The following is a 14,866-nucleotide window of genomic DNA, read 5'->3' as shown; positions in this document are numbered from 1 at the left end:
TTTATTCCTTGTGGTAAGCCGTGGCGCGAGCGACTTCTTCTTTCGAGCCGAGGAACACCGCTACGCGCTGGTGCAGGCCTTCAGGCTTGATGTCGAGAATGCGCTGGTGGCCGTCGGTGGAAGCGCCGCCAGCCTGTTCCACCAGGAACGACATCGGGTTGGCTTCGTACATCAGACGCAGTTTGCCCGGCTTGGACGGCTCGCGGCTGTCGCGCGGGTACATGAACAGACCGCCACGGGTCAGGATGCGGTGCACGTCGGCAACCATCGCCGCGACCCAGCGCATGTTGTAGTTCTTTTTCAGCGGGCCTTCTTCACCGGCCAGCAGTTCCGAAACGTAGCGCTGTACCGGAGCTTCCCAGTGACGCTGGTTGGACATGTTGATGGCGAATTCCTGGGTGGACTCAGGAATGGTGATGTCTTCGTGGGTCAGGACGAAGCTGCCCATTTCGCGGTCCAGGGTGAAGCCTTTGACACCGTGGCCCAGGGTCAGCACCAGCATGGTTTGCGGACCGTAGATGGCATAACCGGCGGCAACCTGCTGAGTGCCTGGCTGCAGGAAGGCCTTTTCATCCAGCGCTTCGTTCTGGCTCAGGTATTCGTTCGGGCAACGCAGCACGGAGAAGATGGTGCCGACCGGAGCGTTGATGTCGATGTTCGACGAACCGTCCAGCGGGTCGAATACCAGCAGGTAGGCGCCTTTCGGGTATTTGCCCGGGATCTGGTAGGCATTGTCCATTTCTTCGGACGCCATGCCGGCCAGGTGACCGCCCCACTCGTTGGCTTCGAGCAGGATTTCGTTCGACAGCACGTCGAGCTTCTTCTGCACTTCGCCTTGCACGTTTTCTGTGCCCATGCTGCCCAGAACACCGCCCAGGGCGCCTTTGGACACGGCGTGGCTGATTTCTTTACAGGCGCGCGCCACCACTTCGATCAGGAAACGCAGATCGGCAGGAGTGTTGTTGCTGCGGGTCTGCTCAATCAAATAGCGACTCAGGGTAACGCGGGACATGGACGGCTCCGGTGGAATGGGGGGCTAAAAACCCGCGCAGTTTACAGGGAGTCTGAAACCGTAGCGAGCAATGACGCCCGGTAACGTGCGTCGGGTGCAATTCCTGCTATCAGACGTGATCGAACCGAGAGAGTTCAGGCACCGGATTCAGCGTAGTTGGAAACCCGACGGGTGTAGAGGCCACACCCGTCATATTCAGGACTTGGCCGGCGGCTTGCGCAGCAGACTGAAAGCCATTGCCGCCAGAAACAGCACGCTGAGCAGCAACACCGCCCACAGGCCGAATTTCTTCCAGTTGGTGTCCGCCGTGGCCGAGGTGGTGGCCATCGAAGTCTGGGTCGCCAGCGCTTCGCCCTGCACCGTGGCCTTGCCCAGCGTGGCCAGTTTCTCCGGTTTGAAATCGGGGATCAGCGTGGTCAGCGGCAGGTTCGCCGTTTTCACGGTCGGATTGCCCAACGCCAGGCTGTAAGGCCCGTCGCCGCGCGCGAGGAAGATCACCTGAGTGGCGCGCACCGCGTATTTCACACTCGGCGCCTGCTCGCCGAGACCGCCGCCACGTTCGTCGACCGTCAGTTTCAACTGCTGCACGGTCTGGCCGTAGAGCTGCAATTCGTTCTGCACGACGTCCTGGCCATTCTGGGTCAGGCGATAGAGCAAGCCGCTGCTCAGCGGTTGCCACGGCAGACTGCTTTCACGACGTCCCGACAGGGTCACCGGTGCCAGGCTGTTGGCCTGCTTCAGTTCGACCTGCACCCGCTCAATGTTCAGCCCCATCGGCAGCTGCCAGGTGTATTCGCCGGACTTGCCGCTGCTGCCGGCCAGCGCCGGGGACCAGACCAGCGGCAGCGGAAGATTGCGCGGATCGCTGCTTTTCAGTTGCGCCGACGTCAGGACCGGCGCCGAAGCCGGCGAATCCCACAGCAGACGCAGATACCGCGCCGATTGCCCCGGCAGCGCCACTTCATGCTGTTCGACCCGTTCGTCGGCAAACGTCAGGCGCGCGACCTGGCCCTCGCCCCAGGCCTGCCAGTGCTGCAAATCATCGCTGGCCTCGATGCTGAAACGCTGGAAGCCGTCGCGCTCGCTGGTCCAGTCGAGGATCAGTTGCTGCAACGGCGCCTTGATCGCACTGGCGTCGAGCAGCCAGCCGCGCAGCACTTCTTCCCCGGCTTCGAGCTGACTGGACGGCTGCACTTCCACCAGCGTGCCGGTGGTGGTGGATTGCACGCGGACGCTCGGCGCCCGCTCGGTGGCATCCGCCGAGTTGTACAGCGGGAACCACTTCACCTCATGCAATTGGCCATCGTCACGGGTCTGCGCTGATTCCCGGGCCAGCGCATAGGCCTGTGGCTCTCCGGCGGCGTTGAACACCCGCAGATCGCTGAGATCGGTCTGACGCGCCTGCAACTGCACGCTCAGCGGCAGTTCGAGGCGATACCACGGGCCTGCGCCACTGACCGACAACGGCACCTGCGCGGCGAAGTCCGCCGGTTTTTCCTGGGCGCCGGCCGCCATGGCCACGCCCAGCAACAGCCACCCGAGATTAAGCTTGCGACTCAAGACGACACTCCTTCGGTTTCCGGGGCCGGTTTGTCCGCCGCCGGTACAGCTTCGACGCGTTTGGGCGGCAGCGGCGCAAAGTAGCCCACCACCAGCAGCAACACGCCGACGCCGATGAACGAGACAATCCGTGCCAGTCCGCCACGGTTGCTCAATTCGACAAAAATCAGTTTCGCCACCACCAGCGCAATCAGCGCCGCGCCGATCAACCAGACTTCGCGGCGATGGCGCAGGTGCCCGCCGATCATCAGCCCGAGCGCCATCAGCGTCCAGACGATGGACAGACCGGCCTGCACCAGCATCGATTCGAGCAACAGGTCGAGCTCGAACGGAATCCCCGCCCAATGGTGCGCAGCGCGGGTGACCAGCGCGGTGCAGAGCGCGAACAGCGAAATACCGGCAATCAGTTGCGTCGCGTATGCCGCGTAATCCTGGCGGATCGACAGCTCGGCAACGGCGCTGCGCGACCAGACGTAAACACCGAACAACGCAAACAGCAAACCCAATTCCAGCGGGTTGAGCAGCGGCACATAAGGCAGCGGCTCGGCATTGCCATCACTCACGCCATTGGCCAGCCAGAACCAGACCAGCATCAGCACCGCCAGCGGCGCGGCCGCGTACAGGCGATATTCGCGAGGGAACGCCGCCACCGGCCATGGCCACTGACGCGGCGCAGCCATCAGCAACAGATACACGCTCGGCAGAATCGCCCAGCCCAGCCAGCGCCAGGCGTTGTACTGCTCGGACAACAGCAGCAGGCCGTAGCGCAACTCCAGCGCCAGCACGCCGATCAGCAGCCAGCAACCGAGCACATGCGCCGTGCTCAAAGACCGCGCCGGCAACATCGGCGCCAGACGCCGCAGGCTGATGAAATGCACGACGAACACCGCCGCCCAGGCCAGCCAGCCGAAATCCGCCGCCGGGTGATAACGCGAGTGCCACGCGCCGAGCAACACCAGTCCGGCCGCCGGAATCAACACGGCGCAGAGCAACCCGAGCGACGGCCATTTCAGGCGCAGGGCCAACAGCGTCCACAACGCGACGCTCAGCGCGGCGACCAGCAGCAACAGCGTTGCCTGCAAATTCAGCGGCGCAAAACGCAGCACTTCGCTGACCCACGCCAGCGTCCACCAACCGGCGCCCCACACCAGCAACACTTCGGACAGGCGCTGCAGACTCAGCACGTCGAACGCCGAGGCGTGATTGCCCAGTTGCAGGCGCCACGCTCCGATCATCGCCGCCAGGCCCAACACCAGTGGCGTCCAGAATCCGCCATGGGCCAGTGGCCGCAGCCCCTCGCCGGACAACGGCCCGAGCAGCTCGGGGCCGGCCAACAAAAACGCTGCGCCGCCGATCAGTTGCAACAGCAGACCGAAAACAAAACTCACGCGCTGCTTGAGGTACAGGCTGAGCCAGATGATAAGCAAGCCACTGGCCGCCCACACCGCACTCGCGGTCTGCCACGGCAGCACGAACAACACCGCCAGATTGATCAGCACCAGACCCGCCAGCAGCACCACCGACAAACCGCTCAGCAGACGAACATCGCTGCGCACCATCTCGTCACGTGCCGCCAGCAACATGCCGGCGATCAGCGCCAGACCGATCAACGAGGCGCTGAGCAGACCGCTCCAGCCAGCGCTGAACACCGCCGCCGAATCCTCGCCCGCCCCTTGCAGGCGCAACAGGAACAGCGCCCCGCCGAGCAGTTGCACGGCAAACGCGGTGAACAGGAAGGTGCGCGATTGCAGGCGCAAGCCGACGAACAAGGTCACCAGCCCGGCCAGCGCCCAACTGATCGCCGAGCCCTGAGTGAAGAAGAACAACGGCGCCAGCAGATACAGGAGGGTCAGCCCCAAGCACGCCAGCACCGGCAAGCCCTGACGCTCCCACGGTGAAGTTTGCTCCGGCGACGCCTTGCGCAATTGATAGAAGCTGAACAGCAACGCCGCGCCGAGCATCAATGCCCCCAACGGCGCTCCGTCGAGCAGGCTGCTTTCGCCAACGCGCAACTGACTGAGAAACGCCAGCGCCGAGCCCAGTTGCAGCAGCAACGCGAAGGCCCGGGCCAACGGCCGTTGCTGACGCAAGCCCAGCCAGAAAATCCCCGCGCCCTCCACCGCCCAGGCGGCGGAAGTCCAGCGCGCATCCAGCCCCAGCGGAATCGCCAGGCTGGCGAAAATCACCCCGAGCGCCAGGCAGGTTTCCCCCAGCAACAATGCGCGGCCGCCCATCAGCACTTTGGCGAGGGCCATGTAGATCATGCCCAGCGCCAGTGCGCTGAACGCCGCTGCAAATTCCAGATGCTGCACCAGCGCGAATTGCAGGCCGAAACCCACCAGTGGCGGACCGAACAGCATCGTGCCGTCGACGTAGTCGCCCTTGCGCGCCGACCAGTGCAGCAGCGCCTCACGATCACCGTCTGCCGGGGCGTCCGGCATGTCCAGCAACTTGCGTCGGGCGAACAGCAGGCCGATGGCCAGGTACATCAGGAAGAACAGAATCAGGAACGGCTCGGTGCTCCACAGCAACTCCGGCGTGTACGAGCGCAGGCCCCAGGCGAAACCGATGCCGAAGGTGCCCACGAAGCCGATCAGGTTGAGCAGGCGCCAGGCCTTGAACCAGGCGATGGCCAGGATGCCGGCGTTGAGCAGCGCGAAATAACTGAACAGCGCGACATGGTTGCCGGCGCCGGTCGACGTCAGAATCGGCGCGGCGAAACCGCCCAGCGCGGCGACGCAGGCCAGGGCCAGGGAGTCCTGGGTGATGGCCAGAATGGCCGAGAACACCGTCACTGCCACCAGCAATCCCAGCGCAGCAGACGGATCGAGCAGCGGGTGCAGACGCATCGCCGCAAACACCGTCAGGTACAACACCGCAATCCCGGTGCCTTGCAGCATCAAGGCGTAGCTGTTGTTGCGATGGCGCAACCACCAGCCCAGCGCCAGCAATCCCAGCGCTGCCGCCGCAACCCCGGCGTAACGCAATTCGATCGGCACCACCATGCCTTCGGTGGCGTAGCGCAGCAGGAAAGCCAGACCGAAGAACAACAGCACCACACCGACCCGCAGCACGGTATTGCCACCGAACAGCCAGTTGCGCGCAGCGCTGATGCCGCGTTCGATAAGGTTCGGGCCACGAGGTTCGGCGGGTTGTCGGGGTTCAGGTTCAGGCGTAACGGCGTCCAGACGCCAGACATCGACCGGCAGCGGCTGACCGGGTTCGCTGGCGGCGACGGCGACAGGTTCGAGTTCGGGTGGCAGTTCCCAGACCAGCTCGGGTTCTGCGGCAGCGGGTTGTTCAAATACCGTGACGGGTTCAACGATCGTTTCGCTGGCCGGCGCGACACTCGGCGGCGCTGGCGAATGCGCCGGAGCGCCCTCCAGCAGAAACAGACGCTGTTCGACGCCCTGCAATGCGATCTTCGCGTGATCCAACTGACGCTGTTGCTCGGCGGCTTGTGAACCCAGCCGCGCGATACGCATCGCCTGCCCGATGGCGAGCCCCAGCAACGCGCCCAACAGCGCATCGCTGAACGACTCGTCGAGCAGCCAGCCGAGCAGCAGCCCGATCAACATGAACATCCATTGCATGGTCGATATCCCTGAGCAGCCCCGTGGCGGGGCGGAACCAACGCTCAGTATATCGGCCCGGCCCAACAATCGTGGGGCCGGGCGCACATTTGTCGCTAAAAGTTACTCCAGTGCCTTCCAGATATCCGTGGCGTACTCGCGGATCGTCCGGTCGGAGGAGAACCAGCCCATGCGCGAGGTGTTCAGTACCGCCGAGCGCCACCAGTTGTTGGCGTCGTGCCAATGCGCATCGACACGCATCTGCGCATCCCAATAGGAGTCGAAATCGGCGCAGACGAAGAACCGGTCGTAATCCACCAGCGAATCGATCAGCCCGGTGTAGCGCGACGTGTCATCCGGCGAGAACACCCCGCTGCGGATCGCCTGCAACACATCGTTCAAACGGTGGGACGCAGCGATGTCCGGCAAGGCGCTGAACTCGTGATTCTGCTTGCGCGCCTCGACCTGCTGGGCGCTGAGACCGAAGATGAACATGTGCTCGGCGCCGATGTTTTCGCACATCTCGACGTTTGCGCCATCGAGGGTGCCGATGGTCAGCGCGCCGTTCAGGCCGAACTTCATGTTGCTGGTGCCCGAGGCCTCGAAACCGGCGGTGGAAATCTGCTCCGACAGGTCCGCCGCCGGAATGATGCTTTCCGCCAGGCTGACGTTGTAGTTAGGCAGGAACACTACTTTGAGCAGGCCGCGCACGGTCGGGTCGTTGTTCACCACCCGGGCGATGTCGTTGGTCAGTTTGATGATCAGCTTGGCCTGGTGATAACTGGCCGCCGCTTTGCCGGCGAAGATTTTCACCCGCGGCACCCAGTCGATTTCCGGCTCGGCACGGATCGCCTGATACAGCGCGACCGTATGCATCAGGTTGAGCAACTGACGTTTGTATTCGTGAATCCGTTTGACCTGCACGTCGAACATCGCCGCCGGATTGACCGCGATCCCCAGCCGTTCATGGATCAGGTAAGCGAGGGCCTTTTTGCTGTGCAGCCGCTGCTCGGCGAAGGCTTTGCGGAAGGCTGGTTTTTCGGCGAACGGCTCAAGATCGAGCAGACGCTGTTCGGGGTTATCCAGAACATCCGCGCCGAGGGAATCGACCAGCATCGACGTCAGTTCCGGGTTGGCCTGGTACAGCCAGCGGCGGAAGGTGATGCCGTTGGTCTTGTTGTTGATCCGCTCCGGATACAGCTTGTGCAGTTCGGCGAACACGGTTTTGCGCATCAGCTGCGTGTGCAGCCCGGACACGCCGTTGACGCTGTGAGAACCGAGGAACGCAAGGTTACCCATGCGCACCCGGCGACCGTTGTCTTCCTCGATCAGCGACACCGCGCGCAGCACGTCGAAATCGTGGATACCCTTGGCCCGCAGCGAATCGATGTGCTGGGCGTTGATCAGATAAATGATCTGCATGTGCCGCGGCAGCATGCGCTCCATCAGGCCCACCGGCCAGGTTTCCAGCGCTTCGGGCAGCAGCGTGTGGTTGGTGTACGACAGCGTGTCGACGGTGACTTGCCACGCCGCGTCCCAGGCCACGTCGTAGACATCGACCAGTTGGCGCATCAGTTCGGCGACGGCGATCGAGGGGTGCGTGTCGTTGAGCTGGATCGCCGCGTGATCGCCGAGGGTCAGCACCGAGGTGTGCATGTTGCGGTGACGGCGCAGCAGATCCTGAAGCGAGGCGGCGACGAAGAAGTATTCCTGACGCAGGCGCAGTTCCTGCCCGGCTTCGGTGCTGTCCGCCGGGTAGAGCACGCGGGAAATACTTTCGGCCCGGGCCACTTCGGCGACCGCGCCCAGGTGGTCACCGGCGTTGAAGCGCTCCAGGTGCAGATCCTCCATGGCTCGCGCCCGCCACAAGCGCAGGGTGTTGACGCTCGCGCCGCGCCAGCCGACCACCGGAGTGTCGTAAGCAATCGCCCGGACGGTTTCCGCCGGGTGCCAGACTTGCCGGGACTTGCCGCTGGCGTCGGTGACGGTCTCGACGCTGCCGCCAAAGCCGATCGGATAGACCACCTCTGGCCGCTCGAACTCCCAGGGGTTGCCGAAGTCCAGCCAGTGCTCGGTCTGTTCCTGCTGCCAGCCGTCGACGATGGCCTGGCGAAACAACCCGTGCTCATAACGAATACCGTAGCCGTGGCCGGCGATGCCGAGGGTCGACATGCTTTCCATGAAGCACGCTGCCAGACGTCCGAGACCACCGTTGCCCAGTGCCGCATCCGGCTCTAGGATGCGAATGCGCTCAAGATCGACGCCCAGTTCGGTCAGCGCTTCACGGGCGACGTCCAGCAGGCCGAGGTTGCTCAGGCTGTCGTACAGCAGACGGCCGATGAGGAATTCCAGCGAGAGGTAATACACCCGCTTCTGGCCTTTGCGGTAGATCTGCCGGGTGTGGTCCATCCAGTGCTCGACCATGTGATCGCGCGCCGCCAGGGCGATGGCTTCGAACCAGTCATGGTCGAAGGCGTGATCCGGGTCTTTGCCCACCGCGTAGGTGAGTTTGGTCAGGACGGCGTCGCGGAATGCGGCCACCTCTGCTTCGCGAACTAGTGGTTCTTGAGTCATCGATAGGACCTCGAGCGAGCGGGGAGTTGTCAGAGCCTAGACGGTCTGACCGACGGTAAGGGCTCTGGTTCGGCAGTTTTTACCGAGAGTGTGAGATCGACCGGCAATACTCTGGCGAATGCCTCAATGAATGCAGGGGCCGTGCCGAATTGTCGGACGATGCGGGTGCATGAAGAAAAAATCTGGCGAAAGGTTGTTCAAAAATCCACCAGTCCCGGTATGATCGCGCGCCCTGATGCACACGCCTGGTAAACACCGATGATGAAGCCCAACCTGATCGCCGCAGCCGAGATCGACCGTCTCGATACCTGGGCCAAATATTCGGCCCCGATGTGCGGCTCGTGCGTTTCCAGCTGCTGCACGCTGCCGGTCGAGGTCAAGATCAAGGATCTGGTGCGCATCGGTGTGGTCGACGAGTTCGAACTGGGTGACCCGCCGAAGAACATCGCCAAGCGTCTGCAAAAGGAAGGTCTGGTCGAGCGCTTCAACCAGAAGTCGGGGATCTTCACCCTGCAGCGCATGAGCAACAACGATTGCTACTACCTGGATCGCAAGAGCCGCCTGTGCACCATTTATGACAAGCGTCCGGACACCTGCCGCAACCACCCGAAGATCGGCCCGCGCCCGGGTTACTGCGCGTACAAGCCGAAGGAAGTGGAACGGGTTCAGAATTCGCGGTCGATCGAGCGGTTCTGATCCCGCTTGATCGTTCCCACGCTCTGCGTGGGAACAATACTTCCAAAAGCCAGACAAACAAAAACGCCCCCGGTCTCTCGACCGGGGGCGTTTTTTTAAGCCTGGGCTAAATTACGCCTTGGCTTTCTTGGCAGCGCGGGTACGCTCGCTTTCGTCCAGGATCTTCTTGCGAAGACGGATGGACTTAGGAGTAACTTCGCACAGCTCGTCTTCCTGGATGTATTCCAGAGCCTGTTCCAGTGTGAAGCGAACAGGTGGGACCAGAGCGATGGTTTCGTCTTTACCCGAAGCACGCATGTTGTCGAGCTTCTTGCCTTTGGTCGGGTTCACACCCAGGTCGTTGTCGCGGGAGTTCTGACCAACGATTTGACCGTTGTAGATCTCCTGGCCGTGTTCCACGAACAGCTTGCCACGAGCCTGCAGGGTTTCCAGGGAGTAGGTCAGTGCCTTGCCGGTTTCAACCGAAACCAGAACGCCGTTCTGACGGCCGGACATGTGGCCCGACTTCACTGGAGCGTAACGGTCGAAGATCGAGGTCAGGATGCCAGCACCGTTGGTCAGGGTCAGGAACTGGTTACGGAAACCGATCAGACCGCGAGCAGGGATGTTGTATTCCAGACGAACACGGCCTTTGCCATCCGGCACCATGTTGCTCAGGTCGCCTTTACGCAGACCCATTTCTTCCATGACCTTGCCCTGGGATTCTTCAGGGATGTCGATGGTTACGTTTTCGAACGGTTCCTGCTTCACGCCGTCAACTTCACGGATGATCACTTCAGGACGGCCCAGGGCCAGCTCGAAGCCTTCGCGACGCATGGTTTCGATCAGTACCGAGAGGTGCAGCTCACCACGGCCGGATACCTTGAACTTGTCAGCCGAGTCGCCTTCTTCAACGCGCAGTGCAACGTTGTACAGCAGCTCTTTGTCCAGACGATCCTTGATGTTACGGGAGGTCACGAACTTGCCTTCTTTACCGCAGAATGGCGAGTCGTTTACCTGGAAGGTCATGGAAACGGTTGGCTCGTCAACGGTCAGAGGCTTCATCGCCTCGACATTGTTGATGTCGCACAGGGTGTCGGAGATGAACAGCTCGTCGAAACCGCTGATGCAGACGATGTCGCCAGCTGCAGCTTCTTCAACGTCAACGCGGTGCAGACCGTGGTGACCCATCAGCTTCAGGATACGACCGTTGCGGCGCTTGCCGTCGGCGCTGATAGCGACAACCGGGGTGTTCGGCTTGACGCGACCACGAGCGATACGGCCAACACCGATAACACCCAGGAAGCTGTTGTAGTCCAGAGCGGATATCTGCATCTGGAACGGACCGTCACGGTCAACAGCCGGAGGCGGAACGTGGTCGACTACCGCCTGGTACAGCGCGGTCATGTCTTCGCCCATGGCGGTGTGGTCCAGACCGGCGATGCCGTTCAGGGCCGAAGCGTAAACAACCTGGAAGTCCAGTTGTTCTTCGGTAGCGCCCAGGTTGTCGAACAGATCGAAGATCTGGTCCAGAACCCAGTCAGGACGCGCGCCCGGACGGTCAACCTTGTTGATGACCACGATTGGACGCAGGCCGGCTTCGAAAGCCTTCTTGGTCACGAAACGGGTTTGCGGCATAGGGCCGTCTTGGGCATCGACCAGCAGCAGCACGGAGTCAACCATGGACATTACGCGCTCAACTTCGCCGCCGAAGTCGGCGTGGCCCGGGGTGTCCACGATGTTGATGTGGTAGCCGTTCCAGTTGATGGCGGTGTTTTTCGCCAGAATGGTAATGCCGCGCTCTTTTTCCTGGTCGTTGGAGTCCATCACGCGCTCGTCGTTGAGCTCGTTGCGCTCCAGAGTGCCGGATTGACGCAGGAGTTTGTCTACCAGGGTGGTCTTACCATGGTCAACGTGGGCAATGATGGCGATGTTGCGTAGATTTTCGATCACTTGTGTATCTCGATCAGAGGATTCGGTTTGCTGACAAGTCTTGGCAGCGATTGACAGTAGTGTCCGGCATGGCCGTTACAGCTTGACGGCGGTGTCGGGGGGCCGGTGACGCAGGCCACAGGCAAACAGCCCCGGGCACTTAGCTCGGTCGATAAACGCGCACATTGGCATGCCCCTCACTGAGCAAATGGTGGGCATGCAGGCGACTCATCACGCCTTTGTCGCAATACAGCAGGTACTGGCGAGTAGGGTCCAGTTCCTTGAAACGAGCGTTCACTGCGTAGAACGGCATCGTCTGTACCTCTATGCCGGCGAGTTCCAGCGGGTCATCCTCGGCGGCATCCGGGTGGCGGATGTCGATGACGATCTGACCGGCCAGCGCTTCGCTGACTTCTTCGATCTGCAAATCCTGGCCCAATTCGTCGATCACCCGATCGATCGGCACCAGTCTGGCGTTTGCGAGCGCACGCTCGAGCACCGCCATGTCGAATTCCTGCTCTTCGTGCTCGACCCGGCCACGCTTGGCGGCGGTCTTCGGGTTGACCGAGATGACGCCGCAGTATTCCGGCATGTGCCGGGCGAAATCACCGGTACCGATCTGGTCGGCCGTGTCGATGATGTCCTGCTTATGGGCAACGATCAGCGGTCGCAGCACCAGCTTGTCGGTGACGCAATCGATGACTGACAGGTTCGGCAACGTCTGGCTCGACACCTGGGAAATCGCTTCGCCGGTGACCAGCGCATCGATGTGCAGGCGCTCGGCAATGCTCGACGCTGCGCGCAACATCATACGCTTCAATACGACGCCCATATGACTGTCGTCGACCTTGCCGAGAATTTCGCCCAATACTTCTTCGAACGGAACACTGACAAATAGCACGCGTTGCGAGCTGCCGTACTTCTTCCAGATGAAATGCGCGACTTCCATTACGCCCAATTCGTGGGCACGACCGCCCAGATTGAAGAAGCAGAAGTGCGTCATCAGGCCGCGACGAAGGATCTGGTACGCGGCAACCGTCGAGTCAAAACCGCCGGACATCAATACCAGCGTCTGCTCCAGCGCACCGAGCGGGTAGCCGCCGATGCCATTGTGCTGGCTGTGGATCACGAACAACCGTTTGTCGCGAACTTCGATGCGGACTTCGATTTCCGGCTGTTTCAAGTCGATTCCGGCGGCACCGCACTCACGGCGCAGCTTACTGCCGACGTATTTTTCGACGTCCATCGAGCTGAACGCATGCTTGCCAGCACGCTTGCAGCGCACCGAAAAGATCTTCCCGGCCAGCGCATCGCCGTAGTGCTGCTTGCACTTCTCGGTGATGTCGTCGAAGTCACCCAGCGGGTACTCGTCGATCTGCAGAAAGTGCGCGATGCCCGGCATGCAGGTCAGGCGTTCGCCCATCTCTTTCAGGGCCTTGGGGTCGGTGACGCGGGTTTCCAGCTCGAGATTGTCCCACACACCGTTCACCACCACGGCCGGGTCCAGGTCGCGGAGCACGGTGCGGATGTTCTTGGCCAGCTGGCGGATGAATTTCGTCCGGACAGGTCGGCTTTTGATGGTGATCTCGGGGAAGACTTTTACGATTAGTTTCATGAAAACAGCGCGCGCAGGGCCAGCCGAAAAAGGGGGGCGCGGATTATAGCGGAAATTGCTCAAGGTTTAACCAGTTAATGTGCAGAAGGTTTTGCTCGCACCAAAACGGGTCACTTTTCGATTTGAGCGCTACATTAAAGGGCGAAATTTTCGCCTTTAAGGCGCTTTCGACCTTTAGAAGCGTGAATTTGGGGCAAAAAAACCATGCTGGGGCACTGGCATGCAATTTGCTCCCTTGTGAGGCAGGTTGCCTTGGCAGAGTATTCGCGCCGGCATCACCACTATTAAGGGCATCCACTACCCGCCCTAATTCACCCGGAGGACACTATGTCGAAGTCGGTTCAACTCATCAAAGATCATGACGTCAAGTGGATTGATCTGCGCTTCACGGACACCAAAGGCACTCAGCACCACGTGACCATGCCGGCTCGCGATGCGCTGGAAGACGACTTCTTCGAAGTTGGCAAGATGTTCGACGGTTCCTCCATCGCTGGCTGGAAAGGCATCGAAGCCTCCGACATGATCCTGCTGCCGGACGACGAAACCGCCGTTCTGGACCCGTTCACCGAAGAGCCGACCCTGATCCTGGTCTGCGACATCATCGAACCTTCGACCATGCAAGGTTACGATCGCGACCCGCGCGCCATCGCCCGCCGCGCCGAGGAATACCTGAAGACCACCGGTATCGGTGACACCGTATTCGCCGGTCCAGAGCCTGAGTTCTTCATCTTCGACGAAGTGAAGTTCAAGTCCGACATCTCCGGCTCCATGTTCAAGATCTACTCCGAGCAAGGCTCGTGGATGTCCGACCAGGACGTGGAAGGCGGCAACAAAGGCCACCGTCCAGGCGTGAAAGGTGGCTACTTCCCGGTCCCGCCGTTCGACCACGACCACGAAATCCGTACCTCCATGTGCAACGCACTGGAAGAAATGGGCCTGACCGTTGAAGTTCACCACCACGAAGTGGCAACTGCCGGCCAGAACGAAATCGGCGTCAAGTTCAACACCCTGGTGAAGAAAGCCGACGAAACCCAGACCCTGAAATACGTTGTGCACAACGTTGCCGACGCTTACGGCCGCACCGCGACCTTCATGCCGAAGCCGCTGTACGGCGATAACGGTTCGGGCATGCACGTTCACATGTCCATCTCCAAAGATGGCAAGAACACCTTCGCAGGTGAGGGTTATGCCGGCCTGTCCGACACTGCCCTGTACTTCATCGGCGGCATCATCAAGCACGGTAAGGCCCTGAACGGCTTCACCAACCCGGCCACCAACTCCTACAAGCGTCTGGTGCCAGGCTTCGAAGCGCCGGTAATGCTGGCCTACTCGGCTCGCAACCGTTCCGCCTCGATCCGTATTCCTTACGTCAACAGCCCGAAAGGCCGTCGTATCGAAGCCCGCTTCCCGGATCCGGCTGCCAACCCGTACCTGGCTTTCGCAGCACTGCTGATGGCCGGTCTGGACGGTATCCAGAACAAGATCCACCCAGGCGACGCAGCTGACAAAAACCTGTACGACCTGCCGCCTGAAGAGGCGAAAGAGATCCCGCAAGTTTGCGGCAGCCTGAAAGAAGCCCTGGAAGAGCTGGACAAGGGCCGTGCGTTCCTGACCAAGGGCGGCGTGTTCTCCGACGACTTCATCGACGCTTACATCGCGCTGAAATCCGAAGAAGAAATCAAGGTCCGCACCTTCGTACACCCACTGGAATATGAGCTGTACTACAGCTGCTGATCCGGTAGCGCCGCGTTACGCGGCGTGACAGAAAGAGGCCTCCTTCGGGAGGCCTTTTTTATTGGCCGGAATTCGTTGGCGATGCACCACACAGTGGGAGCAACTGTCTTAACCCTGCCATTCGTCACCGCCATTCGGTGCCGTCACGCAGCATGGCATTTAGTCTGATCAGTAGTATCCGCATGCAGGCGA

The 14,866-nt window shown here is 61.3% G+C and carries 8 protein-coding genes; 2 read left to right on the top strand and 6 right to left on the bottom strand.

Annotated features, from left to right (window positions below; translation table 11 throughout):
- Position 1: 1 nt before the first annotated feature.
- The 4 genes from CAF90_RS21230 to CAF90_RS21215 form a co-directional block, all read right to left on the bottom strand.
- On the bottom strand, positions 2 to 1,012 hold the full coding sequence (locus tag CAF90_RS21230; protein WP_007952492.1) for a class 1 fructose-bisphosphatase: 1,011 nt from the start codon (positions 1,010 to 1,012) through the stop codon (positions 2 to 4).
- A gap of 195 nt (positions 1,013 to 1,207) precedes the next feature.
- Positions 1,208 to 2,572: a DUF3999 domain-containing protein gene (locus CAF90_RS21225; RefSeq protein WP_085608384.1), complete on the bottom strand. Its 1,365-nt coding sequence runs from the start codon at positions 2,570 to 2,572 to the stop codon at positions 1,208 to 1,210.
- Positions 2,569 to 6,165, bottom strand: a complete 3,597-nt coding sequence (locus CAF90_RS21220) for a DUF2339 domain-containing protein (RefSeq protein ID WP_085608383.1) — start codon at positions 6,163 to 6,165, stop codon at positions 2,569 to 2,571. The genes CAF90_RS21225 and CAF90_RS21220 overlap by 4 nt, the downstream gene beginning before the upstream one ends.
- 102 nt (positions 6,166 to 6,267) lie before the next feature.
- On the bottom strand, positions 6,268 to 8,718 hold the full coding sequence (locus CAF90_RS21215; RefSeq protein WP_007952498.1) for a glycogen/starch/alpha-glucan phosphorylase: 2,451 nt from the start codon (positions 8,716 to 8,718) through the stop codon (positions 6,268 to 6,270).
- 258 nt (positions 8,719 to 8,976) lie between these two features.
- Here CAF90_RS21215 and CAF90_RS21210 point away from each other — a divergent pair, with 258 nt between their 5' ends.
- Positions 8,977 to 9,414, top strand: a complete 438-nt coding sequence (locus tag CAF90_RS21210; RefSeq protein ID WP_007952500.1) for a YkgJ family cysteine cluster protein — start codon at positions 8,977 to 8,979, stop codon at positions 9,412 to 9,414.
- Between the two features lie 111 nt (positions 9,415 to 9,525).
- Here CAF90_RS21210 and typA read toward each other — a convergent pair whose 3' ends face one another.
- Positions 9,526 to 11,346 carry a translational GTPase TypA gene (gene typA / locus CAF90_RS21205; RefSeq protein WP_007952502.1) on the bottom strand — a complete coding sequence of 607 codons (1,821 nt, stop codon included), beginning with the start codon at positions 11,344 to 11,346 and terminating at the stop codon, positions 9,526 to 9,528.
- Positions 11,347 to 11,485: 139 nt separating this feature from the next.
- On the bottom strand, positions 11,486 to 12,940 hold the full coding sequence (gene thiI / locus CAF90_RS21200; RefSeq protein WP_011332034.1) for a tRNA uracil 4-sulfurtransferase ThiI: 1,455 nt from the start codon (positions 12,938 to 12,940) through the stop codon (positions 11,486 to 11,488).
- Between the two features lie 327 nt (positions 12,941 to 13,267).
- On the opposite strand from thiI, the gene glnA reads away from it, so the two are divergent.
- Positions 13,268 to 14,674: a glutamate--ammonia ligase gene (gene glnA, locus CAF90_RS21190; RefSeq protein ID WP_011332032.1), complete on the top strand. Its 1,407-nt coding sequence runs from the start codon at positions 13,268 to 13,270 to the stop codon at positions 14,672 to 14,674.
- Positions 14,675 to 14,866: the final 192 nt, after the last annotated feature.

This window comes from Pseudomonas sp. B37(2017) (assembly GCF_002112885.1).
Taxonomy (GTDB): Bacteria; Pseudomonadota; Gammaproteobacteria; order Pseudomonadales; family Pseudomonadaceae; genus Aquipseudomonas; species Aquipseudomonas paraglycinae.
The sequence above is the reverse complement of the archived record's forward strand: the minus strand, read 5'-3'. Positions and strand labels throughout refer to the sequence as shown.

Coding starts and splice junctions, on each gene's coding strand:
- CAF90_RS21230 (WP_007952492.1), bottom strand. CDS start 1,012: ATGTCCCGCGTTACCCTGAGTCGCTATTTGATTGAGCAGACCCGCAGC.
- CAF90_RS21220 (WP_085608383.1), bottom strand. CDS start 6,165: ATGCAATGGATGTTCATGTTGATCGGGCTGCTGCTCGGCTGGCTGCTC.
- CAF90_RS21215 (WP_007952498.1), bottom strand. CDS start 8,718: ATGACTCAAGAACCACTAGTTCGCGAAGCAGAGGTGGCCGCATTCCGC.
- CAF90_RS21210 (WP_007952500.1), top strand. CDS start 8,977: ATGATGAAGCCCAACCTGATCGCCGCAGCCGAGATCGACCGTCTCGAT.
- thiI (WP_011332034.1), bottom strand. CDS start 12,940: ATGAAACTAATCGTAAAAGTCTTCCCCGAGATCACCATCAAAAGCCGA.
- glnA (WP_011332032.1), top strand. CDS start 13,268: ATGTCGAAGTCGGTTCAACTCATCAAAGATCATGACGTCAAGTGGATT.